The sequence below is a fragment of the Nocardioides agri genome (genome assembly GCF_013778305.1).
GTDB lineage: Bacteria > Actinomycetota > Actinomycetes > Propionibacteriales > Nocardioidaceae > Nocardioides > Nocardioides agri.
The window spans coordinates 660,041-675,183 of sequence record NZ_JACEIC010000002.1; the positions used below are offsets into that span (position 1 = coordinate 660,041).

Below are 15,143 nucleotides of genomic sequence, written 5' to 3' on the forward strand. Positions count from 1 at the left end.
GTGACGCGGGGGGACTGCCGTCTGGGGGCCGCCCGGCTAGTGCTGACGCCGGTACGGCGTGCGGGCGGTGAGCAGGGTGCCGGAGCCGATCAGAAGCAGGGCGCCGGCTGCGAGGCCGAGGAACGGGAGCAGGTCCCCCGCGCCCGTGTGCGGCAGGCTGCCCGACCCGCTGCCGGAGGCCGAGCCGGATCCGCTGCCGGAGCCGCTCCCGGAGCCGGAGCCGCTCGCGTCGTCGGGCTCGGTGCCGACTCGCATCGTGCCGATCGAGCTCTTCGCCGGCGCGGTGCAGTCCGCACCCACCGACAGGTCGGGGAACTCGAAGCTGAACGACGAGATCTCGATGTCCATCTCGTCCGCGTCGGAGGCCACCTCACCGGTGAGGGCGGGGACGGCTACTGGCGCCTTGACCGCCGCCGTCGCGTGGTCCTCCGCGGACAGGGTCGCCTTGGTGCCGTCGGCGACGATCCCGAGCTCCACCGTCATCTGACCGTCGATCGGCACCGGCGCGATGCCGGGCAGGTCGGACATCGTGGCCGTCAGCGACACCGGGTCGCCTTCGGCCGCCCGGTAGCCGCTGACCTTCACCTTGGCCGCGTAGTCGAACGGGGTCCCGAGACTGAGCGTGCAGTCGAAGTCGACGGAGCCGCTGGCGGCCTTGCCGCCCCCGCTCTCCGCCGACGCGGACGCCGTCGGAGACGGCTTCGTCGAGGTGGAGGCGGACGGCGTCTTCGACGGCGTCGCGGAGGCCGTGGGGCTCGCCGACGCGCTGGCCACCGGCGACGCGCTGGCCGACGACGACGGGCTCGGCGTCACGGGGTCGCCGGCCGCGGTGACCGTCGCGGTCACGTTCGTCGACACCGGGGCCGTGCGGGGGTTGTTGCCGGCGGCGGTGCCGCCGGTCTGCCCGTTGCAGTCGATCTTGATGGAGAACACCGACGCCAGGAAGGTGACGCCGTCGAACACCACGTCGTTCGCGCCGGCGATCGCCGGGAAGGTCGCCGTGACGTTGCCGGCCGGCACGCTCGACGCGCCCGCCACCGTGCCGAAGTCCTTGGTCCCGGTGACCGTCGTGCCGTTGACGTTGAACCGGTAGGTGCCGACCAGCGCCGCCGCCGGTCCGCCGTTCTTGGGTCCCTTGGTCCAGGCGAGCGTGATCGTCACCGTCTCGTTGGGATGCGGGTTGGTCGGGGTCAGCGTCAGCGTGTAGTCGGTCGCACCGTCCGCCCAGGCGGCGAGGCTGCTGGAGATGTTCGACGAGGCCGCGGGCGGCTTCGCCAGCGATCCGTCGTACCAGACCCAGCAGCCGCCGGACGGCGCGACGGCCGACGCAGGCGCAGCGAGGAGCAGCGCGCTCGACCCGCCGACCAGGAGCAACCCGAGCCCGAACGACACGACACCTGCGAGCCGACGGACAGTGGACGCCGTCATCTTCTTCATCGCTTCTCTTTTCCTCGGGAGGCGGAACGGGCGAACCAGGTGGTGGCGGCGTCGAGGTCGACGACCGCGGGAGCGGCTCCCCCGCCGACGGCGATCGCCTCGGGCACCGCCGCGGCGACGCCGCCCGCTCCGCGGCGCGCGAGCCAGCGGTCCGCGGCCGCGAGGTCGACGACGGCATCGGTCCCTGCGGGCGGGAACTCGCCGGCGATGCCGAGCAGGGCCGCCAGGTCGCGGGTCTCCAAGCGCCCCTTGACCCGGCCGAGCATCCGGGACCGGCCGGCGGCCTCCGGGCTGATCAGGAAGCCGCCGACGGCCTCGACGTACACGACGTCGGGCAGGGGGTACGGCGTGGCCTCCCACCGGTGTCGGGCCGACGCCTGGACGCTGCGGCGGCCGGCGGTCCGGCGCCGCCACAGCCCGGCGAGGACGAGCGCAAGCCCGACCACGTTGAGCGCGACCAGTGCCCAGGGATAGGTCGTGTACGTCGCGCTGAGCACCGGGCCGTCGCCGGTGGTGGTCGTGGCCGCCAGGTAGTAGGTGCCGAAGGCGCCGACGGGGAGCTTCGCGTCGACCGACACCTCGGCCGTCTGGAGCGGGTCGATGACGACCTCGGTGGTGGTCAGGCCGGTCGGCTCGACGTCCGGGCTCTTGCCGGCACCGATCAGGAGCGAGGGGTTCTCGGCCGCTTTGTTGCCCCGGTTGAGGAGCGTGACGACCAACTTGCCGTCCTGCGCGGCTCCGAAGAGCGGCGCGATGCCCGGGTCCGGCACGAACTGCACCCCGGAGACGACGACCTCGGCCTCCGGCTGCTCCGGCACCGGCGGGGTGCCGGTCGGGTGACCGGTCACGGTGAACGGCAGGTCGAGTGTCAGCGAGGGGCCGACGTACGACGTGATGCGCACGATGCACGGGCACGGTGCCGGCGGTGTCCCGACGATCATGTCGAGCCTCAGCCGGCCCTGGGCGTCGGCCGCACCCAGCTGCCCCGCGGACTGGTCGCACGCCGTCGACCCACCCACGCCGAGGTCCCCGCACACGACGCCCTGGACCTGGGTCAACGCCGGCCAGCCGACGCTCTCGACGGTGACCCTGCTCCCCGGGAGCCCCGTGCCCGGCGTCACGGAGCCAGTGAGCAGGAGGCTGCCGTCGTCGGCGACCGCGTCTCCCGCATGGAGGCCGAGGGCCGCGACCAGCAGGAGCGCCGCGAACCGGAGCAGCACCCTCACTGCGGCGTGGGAACCGTGATCACCGGTGCCTGCTCGGCCGCACGCATGCGACGTCGCATCACGGTGCGTCGGCGGTGGACGAGGAAGCCGGCCCCGATGAGGAGCAGGAGGCCGAGGCCGATCCCCGACCAGGGGGTCAGCCAGGTCGTGTCACTGTCCTTTGCTGTCGCACCCTCGGGAGAGGTCACCACGACCTCGGTCGTGAGCCGGTCGAACCACCGGATCCCCTCGACCTCGCTGGACAGGCTGACCTGCTGGCCGGGAAGGAGGTCGACGAGCGCGTCACCCTCCACGGTGTCGACCGCGTGGCCCGCACCCGACACGGTCACGGTCGCGGTGGGCGAGAGTCGGACGTTGCCGGTGTTCTCCACCGTGTACGTCACCATGCCCGTGCCGGACCCGGTCCACGGCATCGCGCCGCGGTCGGTCTCGAGATGCACGTCACTGACGGCGAGTCCGGGTGTCGTCGGTCCGGAGACCCGCAGGTAGAGCCGCGCACCGACCGCGCGCTGGATGCCGATGTCGACGCCGCGGGAGTCGTCGGTGCCTTCGATCGCGTTGTTCATCGCGACCAGCGCACCGACGTGGTCTCCGGGCGTGGCGTTCGTCGGCACCGTCAACGTGAACGGCACGTCGGCCTGGGTGCGCCCTGCGAGCTTGATCCGGCTGACCGGCAGGCGGATCCACGAGCCGACGTCGATCTGAGGCTCGTCCGCGCCCTTGAGCGCGAAGAACCCGTCCTGGGCGGTGTTGAAGCCGTCAGCGCCGTAGATGGTGAACGTGATCGGCTTGTTCGTCAGGTTCTGGATCCGCACGCTGTCCTTGAGCTTCGCACCCGGGTCAGCGTCGATGACGAAGTAGCTGCGCGGGGCCGTGCTCGAGGCGGCAGGCGGCGTCGGCGTCACGGCCCAGCTGCCGTTGTCGGTGGCGTGTGCGACCGGCGCGGTCCACAGCGTCAGCGCAGCCACCGCACCAGCGGCGAGCAACGCAGCGAGGAGCGGCCGGACGAGGCGCGACGTGAGGGTCATGCAGAGGTCTCCGAGTCTGGTTGGAGCTGTTGATCGTGACCCGAGACGTCCGGCCGGGCGCTGGGCGCCCGGCCGGACGGGTGGTGCATCCGGTTCAGGAACCGCTCACGAGAGCGTGAGCGTGATGGTCCCGACGTAGCTGCCGGCCTTCTGGTTGGCTCCGACGCTCAGCGACAGGGCGGCGTCGACCAGGGTGTCGCCACCGCTGGCCCCGTCGGCCCCCAGCGCCGTGGTGGCCACGGAGCAGACCGGCAACGCGGTCGTGGAGTTGGTGAAGGCACCGGCCGAGCCCGTCGTCACGGTGTCGTCGTTGTTCGTGGCCGACGGAGCGCAGTTCGGCGTCCACGACAGCTTGTCCGGCGTGATCGTCGCCGGGCCGGTCAGGCCCGAGAACTTGCCGGTCAGCGACCACCCGAGGGCACCGCCGCGGTAGTCCTTGACGGTGACCTGCCGGAGCGCACCGGTGACCGAGTGCGCCGTTCCGTCGAGCGTGAAGCCCGGCATCAGGATGGTGCCGGAGGCCTTCGACGCGGTCAGGTTGCCGGCCGTGATGTCGAGGTTCATGGTCTGCACGAGCGAGCAGCTGCCCGTCGTCGCGGAGCCGACCTTGGCGTTGCACGTGTCACCGGAGAAGGTGAACGGCGCGCTGGCGAAGACCGAGACCACCGGCGAGGCCGAGTGGAGCCGGCTGCCGCCGACGAACGCGGTGGTCGGGTCGACGACCGTGAACGTGCCGTGGATGTGACCGGTGCCGTCAGCGGTGACGTCGATCGTCGCGTCACCCGTGGGGCCCGGCGGGATCGGCGGCGGAGGCTTGTAGCCACCGACCGTGACGGTCTGGTTGGGGTCCCAGTTGTCTCCGTCGAAGGTGACGATGGTGCTTGCGCCGCCACCGCTGATGTTGGTGGTGAAGGTCGGGGCGGCCAGGACCTTGATCGGGGTCAGGCTGACGTCGCCCCCGAGCGTGACCTTGAGCGCGCGGTCGCCGGTCCCCGGGTTGGAGATCACGGTCAGCGAGCCCGAGCCGGTGCCGTCGCCGGCGACGGTGACGGAGCCCGGCGTGGCGTCGCAGGACGAGCCGGCCGTGTTGCAGAGCTCGACCGCCGCCGTGCCACCCGAGGTGAAGTTCGAGACGTTGAAGTTGATCGTGTCGCCCTTGCGCGCATAGCCGTTCACGACCTGGTTGGTGACCGAGCTGATCGTCGCCGTCGGGCCGGTGGCCGTGAACGACGTCGAGATGTTGGTGTCGAGCGGAGTGGTGGCCGGGTTCACGCCGCCACTGGGCGCGACCTTGATGCCCGTGCTCTGACCGTTGCACGCGACCCGGGTGGAGAAGGTCGGGATGTCGTAGTAGACCTTCCTCAGCTTGATCGTCTGGGTGCCGGCACTGGCGATGGCGTACGACCCGGTGATGGTGTCACCCGGGATCGGCGCCGATCCGCCGGCCGAGAACGGCTTGCTGATCGCCGGCAGGTTGGTGCCGTTGACGGAGAAGTAGTAGTACACGACGCCGCTGGCCGGCGGACCACCGTTGGTCGGGCCCTCGTTGAAGGTGAGCGAGAAGTTGCGGGTGCCGCCGACCGCGGCGGACCCGCTCGACGTCAGGACGTAGTCAGCCGGACCGGGGTTCGCCCACGGCGCCAGCGTCGACGACGTCTGGCTCGCCGGGAGGGTGTCCTCGATGTTGGCAGGCGTTGTCGGCGTGTAGACCCAGCAGCCGCCGGTCGGCGTCGTCGCCGACGCTGGCCCGGCTACCGCGACGAGCGCGCCACCGGTCGCGAGGGTGACGATTGCCGCCCCCGCCAAGAAACGATTCTTGAACCTCATCTACCCGTTTTCCCCTTTCGGGTATGGCCAGGTCGCGTGCGGCCGGGCCATGTGTGAGTTCGCAAGACCTGTCCCTGCGGTGCGCCCATCTGGGTGCGCAGTGACGGAAGATTCCGCCCGTAGATGAGATATTGTCAATGATATATTGTAAATTCCCTCAAAATTCGTCGGGTGTCTGGACGAGGTGCCGAATGGGGTTGGGCGCGGTAATTCGTGTGGCGACCCGGGTGGTCGCGGAGATCTTCCTGACCCTTGGCCTGCTCGTCGTGGCGTTTGTCGTCTACCTGCTCATCTGGAGTGACGTGCAGAGCGCCCACGCGCAGAGCCGGCTGCGGGCGACGTTCGAGGCCCAGGTCGAGCAGGCACACCGAGTCCACGCCGTCGGTCCTGGGGTCACCACGGTCGTAGCACCCGCGCCCGACACCGGCTCCGCCGTGGGCGTCATGACCATCCCCCGTCTCGGCGACGACTGGTCCTGGGTGATGGTCGAGGGGGTCGCCGACGCGGACCTCGCCAAGGGTCCGGGGCACTTCCCCGGCACCGCGATGCCCGGCCAGCCCGGCAACTTCGCGGTCGCCGGACACCGGGCCACCCACGGGGAGCCGTTCGCCCACCTCGACGGGCTGCGCAGGGGCGACGAGGTTGTCGTCGAGACCACGACGGACACCTACACCTACGTCGTGGACCGCAGCGAGATCGTCTCCCCCGACCTCGTCTCCGTCCTCGATCCCGTGCCCGGGCAGCCGGACGCCCGCCCGAAGCGCGCCCTGCTGACCCTCGTCACCTGCAACCCGCGCTGGGGCTCGAGCGAGCGGCTGATCGTCACCGGCCATCTCCGCGGCCGCGCGATCCTCGCCGAGGAGGACTGAGGATGTACCGCTTCGTCTGGCGACAGCTGCCCGGCCCCCTGCCGGTCCGGATCCTGCTGAGCCTCGCCCTCGGCGTCGCCGTGCTCGCGGCGCTCTACCTCGTGGTCTTCCCCGCCCTGGAGCCGATCCTCTCCGTCGAGGACATCACGCTCGGCCCGTGACGGCGCCGGGCCGGGGCGGCTCAGTGGTCGCGCAGGAGGCTCCCGTAGCCGTGGAGCCTCTCCTCGATGCCGTTGTCGCGCAGCGCCATCCACCAGGTGGCGGCGTTGATCGCGATGACCGGCTTGCCGAGCCACCGCTCGGCCTCGTCGGCGAGCTCGGTCATGCACAGGTTGGTGCCGCACTGCACGATCGCGTCGACCTCGGGCCCGTCGACCTCGATGATCGCCTCGCGCAGCGTCTGCTCCGACACGTGGGCGATGGAGACCGCCGAGGGGCAGCACAGGCCCTTGACCCTGCCGACCTCGAAGCCGAGCTCGGTGAAGAACCTGCGGACGTTGGCGTCGCCGATCGGGGTGTACGGCGTCACGACGCCGATCCTCCGCGCGCCGAAGAGCTTCAGCGCGCGCTCGCACGCCTCGGCACCGGTGGCCACGTCGAGGCCGCCCGAGAGCTCCTTGATCTGCGCCACGAACTGGCGGTTGCCCTCGACCCCGTCCCAGAACGTCTCGGCGCTCATGCCCATGACCATGTAGTCGGGCTGCATGGTCATGATCCCCTCGACGCAGTCGGCCATCGAGGCGCGGATCTGCTCGAGCAGCGCCTCCATGCCCTCGTCGTCGCCGATCCGGCCGTCGCGGATCAGGATCCGGCCGTAGTGCGAGGTGACGCCCGGGACCCGCATCATGTCGAACTCGGGCTGGACGATCGTGTTGGTGCTCGGGGCGATCACGCCGAACTTGCGGCGGTAGCCGAGACGATCGGTCACCGACGTGCTCCTGCGCTGATCGGGGTGGGGGCGTCGGCCGACGTCACCCGCTTGCGGATCCCGAGGGCGCCGAGCAGGAAGCAGAGCTGGACGAGGGAGTTGGTGGCCTGCTCCAGCCACTGCAGCTCCTCGGACTGGTGCGGTCGTGCGGCGAGCGGCGGCAGCACCAGCGTGCCGACGATGTAGACCGCGTAGAACACGACGCCCGCCGCGAACCCGTGGCGGCGCGACAGCCGGATCCCGAGGACACCGACGAAGACCGCGAAGACGGCGGCGACGATCAGCAGCGGCCAGGTGTCCCCCACCGCGAGCGCGGCGGCACCTCCGGCCACCGGTGCGACGAGGAACGGCCACCACGACGCCTGCCGCCCCCGCCAGACGCCGACCAGCGCGCAGGCGATGCCCGCGAACCCGAAGGCCAGGCACGGGAAGAGCAGGTGCTCGAGGACCGGGTAGTCGCGGCACGGCTCCGCGGCGACCAGGGTCTTCCACAGCGCCTTGCAGAAGCCCCCGAGGGTGACGAGGGCGCCGGCCAGCAGCGCGGGCACGCGGACGGCGGGCAGGGCGCGCCCGGCCGCCTGCCCGAGGACCACGGTCCCGGCGCCGGCCAGCAGCACCGGCACGAAGTCCTCGAGCGCCAGCGCGAGGCCGTACTCGGTGCACGGGTCGACGGCCATCAGGCCGTCGCCTCGGCGAAGATGTCGCGCTTCTTGAAGCCCGCGGTCGCGAACCGGCCGAACGCCTTCGACCTCGTCAGCCATGCCACCCGGGTGCCGGACCTCTGGGCCCCGAGGACCCCGTCGGCGAGGTAGGGGGTCACGGTCTCGACGCGGTCGCCGAGGATGTTGAAGATCTTGCGAGCCTGCTCGAAGGCCTCGGGCTGGCCGTCGTAGTCGTCCACGAGCAGGTCGGTGGCGACGATGCCCGGCGACACGAAGCCGACCTTGACGCTCGTGCCCCTGGTCTCCTTGACCAGGGACTCGGTCAGGTAGGTCACCGCACGCTTCGAGGCGCCGTAGGTCGCCATGCCGGGCTGCACCTGGCCGGTGGAGCCGAAGCCCTCCATGTTCCAGATCCAGCCGCCGGCGGGCTGCTGCTGCATCCCGGCCAGCGCGACCACGCACCCGTTGGTGGCGCCGAAGAGGTTGGTGGCGACCACGTCGGCCACGGTTCCCTCCGCGACCTCGGTCAGGGGACGGCGTGGCGCGGAGATGCCGGCGTTGTTGATCCAGACGTCGACCGCGCCGTACGTCGCGACGGCGTGGTCCCACAGCGCCTGCACGGACTCGCGCCGGGTGACGTCCGCAGGGACGCCGGTCACCCGCCCCGGCGCCGCGGCGCCGAGCTCGGCCGCCGCGTCGCGCACGCTCGTGTCCGACCTGCCGCAGATCACCACCCGGCAGCCGCGGGCGAGCATCTCCCTGGCCAGGCCGAGGCCGATGCCCCGGGTGCCGCCGGTGATGACGACGACCCTGCCGGACGCGGCGCTCACGCGGTCTCCCAGGTCAGCAGGCCGTGCACGAAGTGCGTGGTGGTGTCGCCGCGGAAGAGCTGCCACACGACGGCGAGCTCGCGGGTGTCGGCGTCGATGAGGACCTCGCGGCCCTTGATCTTCTCGACGCCACGGGCGTCGGGCCCGACCAGGTGCTGGCTGGTGAAGAGCGCGCGGCCGTACGACGTCGCGTTGCCGAAGACCTCGGGGCCCTCGTACTGGGTGCGAGCACCGTCGCGGACCCGCTCGAAGCCGTAGCTGCGGTCCAGCGCCCCGGTCCACGTGACCTGCTGGCGGGCCCGGCGCAGCGAGATCGGGTCGTGCTCGATGGTGACCTCGACGGTGCCCAGGTCGCTCTGGTCGGCGGCGTTGACGAAGAGGGTGCCGGTCCAGGCCCCCTTCTCCTTGGTCGGCAGCACCTGCGGCACCGAGCCGCGCCGCGTCTCCAGGTCGATCCAGTCGGTGACGAACTGCTGGGTCGCCGGGTTGGTCTCGCTGTCGAACGTGCGCTTGTAGATGCCGTTGAAGACCGCGCAGACCGCCCAGCCGTCGTGCAGGACCGAGGAGTAGACCTGGGTCTCGCCGTCGGGCAGCACCTGGTTCCAGGTGCGCAGGTCGGCCTGCCAGCCGGGCGAGTAGTAGTGCGCGTCTACGAACAGTCCGTAGGGCTGGCCGGTGCCGTAGAAGTCCGGGCCGCAGTAGACCCGGTTCTCGTCGGAGTCGACGATGCCGAAGTCGAACTGCGCACCGAGCTCGAAGCGGTTGCGGAGCGGGCCGCTGGCCTCCAGGCGGGTGTTCATCCAGTAGCGGGCGACACCGTCCTCGACCACGCTCGCGCGGTCGACCCGCTCGAAGCCGACGTGGTTGCCCTGGGCGTCGAAGAGGCCCGGGCGGCCGTGCCACTCCCCCTCGATGCGCTTCTGCCAGGTGCTGGTCTCCACGCCCTCGTCGACGGCGGTCATGCGTTCTCCCCCGGGATCGAGTTGTCGAGCAGCAGGCCGCGCACGGCCTCCATCTGCTCGATGCCGATGAGCTGCTCCACCTGGGCCCAGACCTTGTCGACGTCGGGGCTGAAGATGTTGGCGCGGTTGCGCTCGTCGCGCGCGGCCAGGTCGGTGTCCGCCACGTCGGCGGCGACCTCGGCCGGCACCCCGCCCTCGACGAGGGCGAACCAGTGCTCCAGGTAGGCCTTGACCGGCTCGTCGATCGAGCGGAACGCCTCCTCGTCGGCGCGGTGCACCAGCATCCAGGGAGACATCATCGCGAACTGGCGCGGGCCGATCGCGGTCTTGGTCAGGCCGGGGCGGCCGGTGACCTCCTCGAACGTCGTGTCCAGCGGCGTGTGCGCCCAGTCCAGGTAGGCCAGGTGGGTGCCGAGGTCGGCACGCGGGATCAGGTCGAGGTGGAAGGCGTAGGTGCCCTGGCCGAAGACCGAGTCCAACGTGAAGTGCGGGACCGGGACGCCGGCCGGTGCGAACGCGAACACCATGTGGCTGTCGAGGCCGATCTGCGGCACCGCGAGGCCGACGTAGACGGCCTTGGCGATCCGGTCGCCGTGGAAGACCCGCGCCTCGCCGACCTCGCCGAACGGGACGGAGGTGAGCTCGAGCAGCGGGCCGCCGTCGGCGCCGGTCACCTCGGTGAGACCCCCGCGCTCGACGATCGTGTCGAGGGTGCCGTGGCACAGGGCTCCGGACAGGCTGGTCATCGCTTGATCTCCTCGATCGTGGAGTCGGACGTGGACAGGGAGTCAGTGCGGGGCACGTCGCCGCGGGCCGTGCGATCGGCGGTCCCGCGCAGCAGCTCCTTGCTGCGGACCTCCTTGAAGTTCCATGCGCTCGCGAGCTCGGGGACCTCCTTGCGGACCGGCGACGGGATCACCCGCTGCTCGACGCGGGCCGGGCCCTCCCCGACGATCGTGTTGCCCTCGACGCTCCAGCCGGCCTCGATGAGCTCCTGGCGGCGACGGCGGTAGAGGACGGCGTTGTAGTCGCTCTTGACGTGGAGCTCGTCGGAGAGGTCGAACGGCAGCAGCTCGGGGCGGACGGTGTCGACGATCGCCTGGTCCTCGTAGAGCACCTTGAAGACGCGACGGCGGGCGTCGCGGTCGGCCCACTTGCCCTTGAAGAACGTGCGCAGCGCGACGAACTTGACCAGCGTGGTCTCCTCGTCGATCGGCACGTTGACGTCGAAGATCTTGAGCTGGCCCATCGGCGTGGTGACGTCGAGCAGGATCATGTTCGGCAGGTACCAGGTCGTGGAGACCGGCACCGGCGGACGCTGCTGGAGGTCCTTGGTCTTGTTGGGGTTGAGCATCCCCCAGATGCCCTTGGAGTTCGGCGGGTTGAGCACCACCGACACCTTGCAGTGCCACGGCGAGGTCTCGATCTCGAACTCCGGCACCTCCGGCTTCTCCTTGTTGCCGAACACACCGCCGTGCACGAACGGCGTGTGCGCGACGTCCACGCCGTTCTCGAGGATCCGCTCGTAGTTGGACTTCCAGAGGAACTCGCCGGTGACGGCGCGGTAGTTCTCGGTGTCGTCGATGTCGGACCAGTCCGGGATCGGCGGGCGCTCCTCCTCCGGGAGGTCGCCCATGTAGACCCAGACGAACATGTACTTCTCCTGCACCGGGTAGGAGTCGATCCGCGCCTTGCGCGGGATGCCCTTGTCCGGGTGCGCGGGGATCTTCTGCACCTCGCCGTTCGGCTTGTACTCCCAGCCGTGGTAGGGGCACACGATGCAGTCGCCCTTGATCTCGCCACTCGACAGCGCCGCGCCACGGTGCACGCAGAGGTCGGACATCGCGACGACCGAGTTGTCGCTGGTCTTGCGGTAGAGCACCAGCTGCTGGCCGAGGATCTTGACCTTCTTGGGCTTCCCCGCGACCACGTCATGACTGAATTCGACGGCGTACCAGAAGTTCTTGAACATGACTGTCTCCTAGCGACGACGGACGTCGGCGATCTCGGTCGGCGGGTGCTCGGCGATCTGCTCGAGCCGGGACTTGGCATCCGGGCGGTCCGTGAGGTGGGCCGTCAGGAAGGTGGCGACGAGGTCCCCGAGCACGGCCCGGAGCCGGTCGGGGTCGGCGTCGCTGGGGGTCTCGAGGAAGCCGCGCGCCGTCGAGGGGTCCTCGGGGTGCGCGGCCAGCAGGTGGCCGGCTCCGGCGAGGTGCACGAGCCACGACTCGGTGGTCTCCGGGAGCGCCTCGCTAAAGGTGCGGGTCACGGGGTCGTGCGCGGGCGAGCTCGGGTCCTCGCCGTAGCGGATGGCGCTGGCGGCGACGACGCCGTCGTCGGTGCCGGCGACCAGCAGGGTCGGGGCGTCGACGGCGGCGGGCAGCAGCGTGCTGGGCGGGTAGCCGAGCATCTGCGAGGCCATCGTGTGCGCGCCGTAGGTGACGATCGCGCGGACCTCCGGGAACCACACCGCCCGGGCCGACTGGAGCACGACCGTGCCGCCCGCCGAGTGCCCGAAGAGCGCGACCTTGTCGAGGTCGAGCAGCCCGGCGAGCTGGCCGGCCTCGTTCAGCGCGGCGACGGCGTCGAGCACCGGTCGCAGCGCCTGGGTCGTCGGCCGCTCGCCGTAGTGCTCGGGCCCGGCCGCGACCACGTCGACGCCCGGCGTCAGGCCGTACTCGCCGGCGAAGAGCTCACCGACCCAGTCGTAGCCGACGACGACGAACCCGGCCTCGACCAGCCGGAAGGCCAGCCAGCGGTAGGCCTCGGAGGCGCAGTTGACCCCGGAGACCAGCACCACGACCGGGTACGGCGCGCCCGCGGGGTCGGCCGCGAGACGACCGCTCATCCGCTCGACGTCGTCGCGTGCCGGCAGCGCCGGGTAGCGGACGGTGACGTGGGCGGTGTCGTAGGGCGCCAGCGCCCCGGGGATGCTGACCGCCGTGCGGAGGCTGCGGACCAGCACGCCCATCAGGCCCACTCGTGCGCGCGCGCGAGCTGGCGGTCGCCACCCCAGAGGGCGCGCACCAGCGTGTCGGTCAGGTCCTTGCCGAAGAACCGGTCGCCCATCTCGTTCGCGGGGTCGCGGTCGGCGATGTTGCGCCGGGTCGCCAGGTCGTCGGCGGCCAGCGCGGCCTGCTCCTCGACCGGCACCCGCTCCGCCTCGTCGACCCAGCGCAGCCAGCGGTCGAGGTGGTCGGTGGCGAGCTTGGTGACCACGTCGGTGGTGCGGCTGTCGGTCGGCGCTGTGTAGGCGTGCGCCATCGGCGACAGGCTCGCCCGGACGAAGCCGCTGCGGCTGACGAACGGGGCGAGGAAGTCGTTGTCCTGCTGGACCTGCTCCCACTCCGCGTTGAGCGGGCCGTAGTAGCGGTCGAAGGAGTCGGTGTCGGTGAGCAGGTTGGAGCGCGGCACGGAGTCGACGAAGATCCAGGCCTGCGGGAACGCGCCCAGCGCCAGGCCGAAGTGCGGCACCTTGACCTGCGGGCCGAGCCAGATCGTCAGGTGGATGTTGGCGAAGCCGAGCTTCGCGTTCTCCATGTAGGAGTGCACCATCCAGTCGATCTCCGGGCCGGCGTAGGCGCGGATCCGGCCCGTGGGGCCGCCGTTCAGCCCTCCGAAGCTCTCGAGCCGCTCGCTGGAGGCGTCCCGGGTGAGCTCGAACCGGTCGGCCACCCTGGCCTTGAGGCCGTCGACCAGCTCCATCCAGGTCCCGAAGATCTCCGAGATGTCCGTCGTCGGGGCCTCGTCGTAGAACTCCTGCACGGACTTCAGGGTCTGGCTCATCGGGCTCCTCGGAGGACTCGAACGGCGGGGTGTGCGATCAGACTATATATGATGTACATAACTTGCCATGGACGGATCTGCCCCCGATTCTGCGGCCTCGCGGCCGAGATTTCGCACAATCCGCAGAAGTCAGACCGAAAGTCCCGGCCGTCAGCCGGGGTACGCCGCCGCGCCCAGGCCCGCTCCCCCGGCCCGGAACGCTCCGGGCGCGTGGACCACGCACGGCTGGGTGTGCTCGAGCACGCCCTCGTCGCCGTACTCGCGGCCCCAGCCGGAGCGCTTGACCCCACCGAACGGCGCGCGCAGCGCCATCCCGGTGCGATTGTGGGTGTTGACGAACGTGAAGCCGGCGTCCAGCCGCGCGGCGACAGAGAACGCCCGCTCCTCGTCGGCCGACCAGACCGAGGCGGCCAGGCCGAGGTCGCCGGCGTTGGCCCGGGCGACCGCGTCGTCGACCGAGTCGTAGGCGAGCACCGGCAGGCTCGGTCCGAACTGCTCCTCGACCACCAGGCGGTCGCCGTCGGCCGCGCCGACGACGAGCGTGGGCCGCAGGTAGTAACCGCGGCCGAGGTCGGTCCCCTCGTCGACGTGGCCGAGCACGAACGCCTCGGCGCCACGTGCGGTCGCGGCGTCGACCAGCCCCTGCACCCGGACCGCGGAGTCGTGGGAGACGACCGGGCCGATCGTGACGCCGTCGCGCAGGGGGTCGCCGAGCCGGAGCACCCGGTCGGCCGCGGCGCGGTAGGCGTCGACGACCTCGTCATGCCGGCTGCGCGGCACCAGCAGCCGCTTGACCGCCATGCAGACCTGGCCGGAGGTCGCGAAGGTCGCCATCACCAGGCGGTCCATCGCGTCGGGCCCGAGGTCGGCGTCGTCGAGCAGGATCGCCGCGTCGTTGCCGCCGAGCTCCATCAGCGAGGGCGTCAGGCTCTGCCCGGCGAGCGCCGCGAGGGCCCGACCGGCCCGCTCGCCGCCGGTGAACGCGACCCGGTCGACGCCGGGGTGCCCGACCAGCGCCGTCGCGGCCCCGGCGTCGCCCTGCACGACCTGCACGAGGTGCTCCCCCACCGCGTCGCCCAGCAGCGCGACGACCCGGGCGATCGCGAACGGCGCCAGCGGCGAGGGCTTGACGACCACGGCGTTGCCGGAGACCAGGGCGGGGCCGAGCTTGAGCGCGGCGAGGATGATCGGGGCGTTCCACGGCGTCACGGCCGCGACGACGCCGTACGGCCGCCGTCGGACGACCAGGCGGCCGGCCTCGTCGTCGACGACCTCGTCGACCAGCAGCTGCTCGGCGCGGTCGGCCGACCAGCGCAGCACGGTGACGGCGAAGCCGAGCTCGCCGCGGCAGTCCGGCAGCACCTTGCCGGTCTCGCGGGCCATCAGCACCGCGAGGTCGTCGATCTCGGCGGCGACCCGGTCCGCGCCGGCGCGCACCGAGGCGCAGCGCTCGGCGAGGTCGGTCGCGGCCCAGGCCCGCTGAGCGGCGCGGGCCAGGACCACGGCGGTGTCGACGCCCGCGGCGTCCGTGGGCGCGACCGAGCCGACCAGCTCGTCGACGCGCGCGGGGTTCTCCCGCTCGATCATC

Annotated in this window: 15 protein-coding genes; 2 read left to right on the forward strand and 13 right to left on the reverse strand. The window is 71.5% G+C overall.

The window, feature by feature from the left end; genetic code table 11:
- Window positions 1-36 precede the first annotated feature (36 nt).
- From HZF07_RS07735 to HZF07_RS07750, 4 genes are all read right to left on the reverse strand, one after another.
- Window positions 37-1,437 carry a hypothetical protein gene (locus HZF07_RS07735; protein WP_157340676.1) on the reverse strand — a complete coding sequence of 467 codons (1,401 nt, stop codon included), beginning with the start codon at window positions 1,435-1,437 and terminating at the stop codon, window positions 37-39.
- The gene (locus HZF07_RS07740) at window positions 1,434-2,663 is read right to left on the reverse strand and encodes a hypothetical protein (protein ID WP_157340678.1); all 1,230 of its coding nucleotides are present in this window, start codon (window positions 2,661-2,663) and stop codon (window positions 1,434-1,436) included. Before HZF07_RS07740 ends, HZF07_RS07735 begins: the two co-directional genes overlap by 4 nt.
- Window positions 2,660-3,691, reverse strand: a complete 1,032-nt coding sequence (locus tag HZF07_RS07745) for a WxL protein peptidoglycan domain-containing protein (RefSeq protein ID WP_157340681.1) — start codon at window positions 3,689-3,691, stop codon at window positions 2,660-2,662. Before HZF07_RS07745 ends, HZF07_RS07740 begins: the two co-directional genes overlap by 4 nt.
- 105 nt (window positions 3,692-3,796) lie before the next feature.
- A complete protein-coding gene (locus HZF07_RS07750) occupies window positions 3,797-5,497 on the reverse strand; it encodes a hypothetical protein (RefSeq protein ID WP_157340683.1) in 1,701 nt (566 codons plus the stop codon).
- Between the two features lie 236 nt (window positions 5,498-5,733).
- On the opposite strand from HZF07_RS07750, the gene HZF07_RS07755 reads away from it, so the two are divergent.
- Both HZF07_RS07755 and HZF07_RS07760 read left to right on the forward strand, forming a co-directional pair.
- Window positions 5,734-6,387, forward strand: a complete 654-nt coding sequence (locus HZF07_RS07755) for a class E sortase (protein WP_157340684.1) — start codon at window positions 5,734-5,736, stop codon at window positions 6,385-6,387.
- Window positions 6,388-6,389: 2 nt separating this feature from the next.
- Entirely contained in the window at window positions 6,390-6,548 is a 159-nt protein-coding gene (locus tag HZF07_RS07760) for a hypothetical protein (RefSeq protein WP_181644923.1), read from the forward strand.
- A 20-nt stretch (window positions 6,549-6,568) separates the two neighbouring features.
- On the opposite strand, the gene HZF07_RS07765 is transcribed toward HZF07_RS07760, so the two are convergent.
- The 9 genes from HZF07_RS07765 to HZF07_RS07805 all read right to left on the reverse strand — a co-directional run bounded on the left by HZF07_RS07765 (window position 6,569) and on the right by HZF07_RS07805 (window position 15,142).
- Window positions 6,569-7,315: a maleate cis-trans isomerase family protein gene (locus HZF07_RS07765; protein WP_181644924.1), complete on the reverse strand. Its 747-nt coding sequence runs from the start codon at window positions 7,313-7,315 to the stop codon at window positions 6,569-6,571.
- Window positions 7,312-7,992, reverse strand: a complete 681-nt coding sequence (locus tag HZF07_RS07770) for a hypothetical protein (protein ID WP_157340687.1) — start codon at window positions 7,990-7,992, stop codon at window positions 7,312-7,314. The genes HZF07_RS07765 and HZF07_RS07770 overlap by 4 nt, the downstream gene beginning before the upstream one ends.
- Window positions 7,992-8,807: an SDR family NAD(P)-dependent oxidoreductase gene (locus tag HZF07_RS07775; protein WP_181644925.1), complete on the reverse strand. Its 816-nt coding sequence runs from the start codon at window positions 8,805-8,807 to the stop codon at window positions 7,992-7,994. The genes HZF07_RS07770 and HZF07_RS07775 overlap by 1 nt, the downstream gene beginning before the upstream one ends.
- Window positions 8,804-9,769: a calponin homology domain-containing protein gene (locus HZF07_RS07780; RefSeq protein ID WP_157340689.1), complete on the reverse strand. Its 966-nt coding sequence runs from the start codon at window positions 9,767-9,769 to the stop codon at window positions 8,804-8,806. The genes HZF07_RS07775 and HZF07_RS07780 overlap by 4 nt, the downstream gene beginning before the upstream one ends.
- On the reverse strand, window positions 9,766-10,515 hold the full coding sequence (locus HZF07_RS07785) for a hypothetical protein (protein WP_157340691.1): 750 nt from the start codon (window positions 10,513-10,515) through the stop codon (window positions 9,766-9,768). Before HZF07_RS07785 ends, HZF07_RS07780 begins: the two co-directional genes overlap by 4 nt.
- Window positions 10,512-11,741 carry an aromatic ring-hydroxylating dioxygenase subunit alpha gene (locus HZF07_RS07790; protein ID WP_157340693.1) on the reverse strand — a complete coding sequence of 410 codons (1,230 nt, stop codon included), beginning with the start codon at window positions 11,739-11,741 and terminating at the stop codon, window positions 10,512-10,514. The genes HZF07_RS07785 and HZF07_RS07790 overlap by 4 nt, the downstream gene beginning before the upstream one ends.
- Before the next feature lie 9 nt (window positions 11,742-11,750).
- A complete protein-coding gene (locus HZF07_RS07795; RefSeq protein ID WP_198346351.1) occupies window positions 11,751-12,740 on the reverse strand; it encodes an alpha/beta hydrolase family protein in 990 nt (329 codons plus the stop codon).
- Window positions 12,740-13,555 carry an oxidoreductase gene (locus HZF07_RS07800; RefSeq protein ID WP_157340695.1) on the reverse strand — a complete coding sequence of 272 codons (816 nt, stop codon included), beginning with the start codon at window positions 13,553-13,555 and terminating at the stop codon, window positions 12,740-12,742. Before HZF07_RS07800 ends, HZF07_RS07795 begins: the two co-directional genes overlap by 1 nt.
- A gap of 150 nt (window positions 13,556-13,705) precedes the next feature.
- The gene (locus tag HZF07_RS07805; RefSeq protein ID WP_198346352.1) at window positions 13,706-15,142 is read right to left on the reverse strand and encodes an aldehyde dehydrogenase family protein; all 1,437 of its coding nucleotides are present in this window, start codon (window positions 15,140-15,142) and stop codon (window positions 13,706-13,708) included.
- Window position 15,143: the final 1 nt, after the last annotated feature.

What these genes read in the sequence shown, in the direction of transcription:
- HZF07_RS07735 (WP_157340676.1), bottom strand. Translation starts at nt 1,437, where the DNA reads ATGAAGAAGATGACGGCGTCCACTGTCCGTCGGCTCGCAGGTGTCGTG.
- HZF07_RS07745 (WP_157340681.1), bottom strand. Translation starts at nt 3,691, where the DNA reads ATGACCCTCACGTCGCGCCTCGTCCGGCCGCTCCTCGCTGCGTTGCTC.
- HZF07_RS07760 (WP_181644923.1), top strand. Translation starts at nt 6,390, where the DNA reads ATGTACCGCTTCGTCTGGCGACAGCTGCCCGGCCCCCTGCCGGTCCGG.
- HZF07_RS07770 (WP_157340687.1), bottom strand. Translation starts at nt 7,992, where the DNA reads ATGGCCGTCGACCCGTGCACCGAGTACGGCCTCGCGCTGGCGCTCGAG.
- HZF07_RS07780 (WP_157340689.1), bottom strand. Translation starts at nt 9,769, where the DNA reads ATGACCGCCGTCGACGAGGGCGTGGAGACCAGCACCTGGCAGAAGCGC.
- HZF07_RS07785 (WP_157340691.1), bottom strand. Translation starts at nt 10,515, where the DNA reads ATGACCAGCCTGTCCGGAGCCCTGTGCCACGGCACCCTCGACACGATC.
- HZF07_RS07790 (WP_157340693.1), bottom strand. Translation starts at nt 11,741, where the DNA reads ATGTTCAAGAACTTCTGGTACGCCGTCGAATTCAGTCATGACGTGGTC.
- HZF07_RS07795 (WP_198346351.1), bottom strand. Translation starts at nt 12,740, where the DNA reads ATGGGCGTGCTGGTCCGCAGCCTCCGCACGGCGGTCAGCATCCCCGGG.
- HZF07_RS07800 (WP_157340695.1), bottom strand. Translation starts at nt 13,555, where the DNA reads ATGAGCCAGACCCTGAAGTCCGTGCAGGAGTTCTACGACGAGGCCCCG.
- HZF07_RS07805 (WP_198346352.1), bottom strand. Translation starts at nt 15,142, where the DNA reads ATGATCGAGCGGGAGAACCCCGCGCGCGTCGACGAGCTGGTCGGCTCG.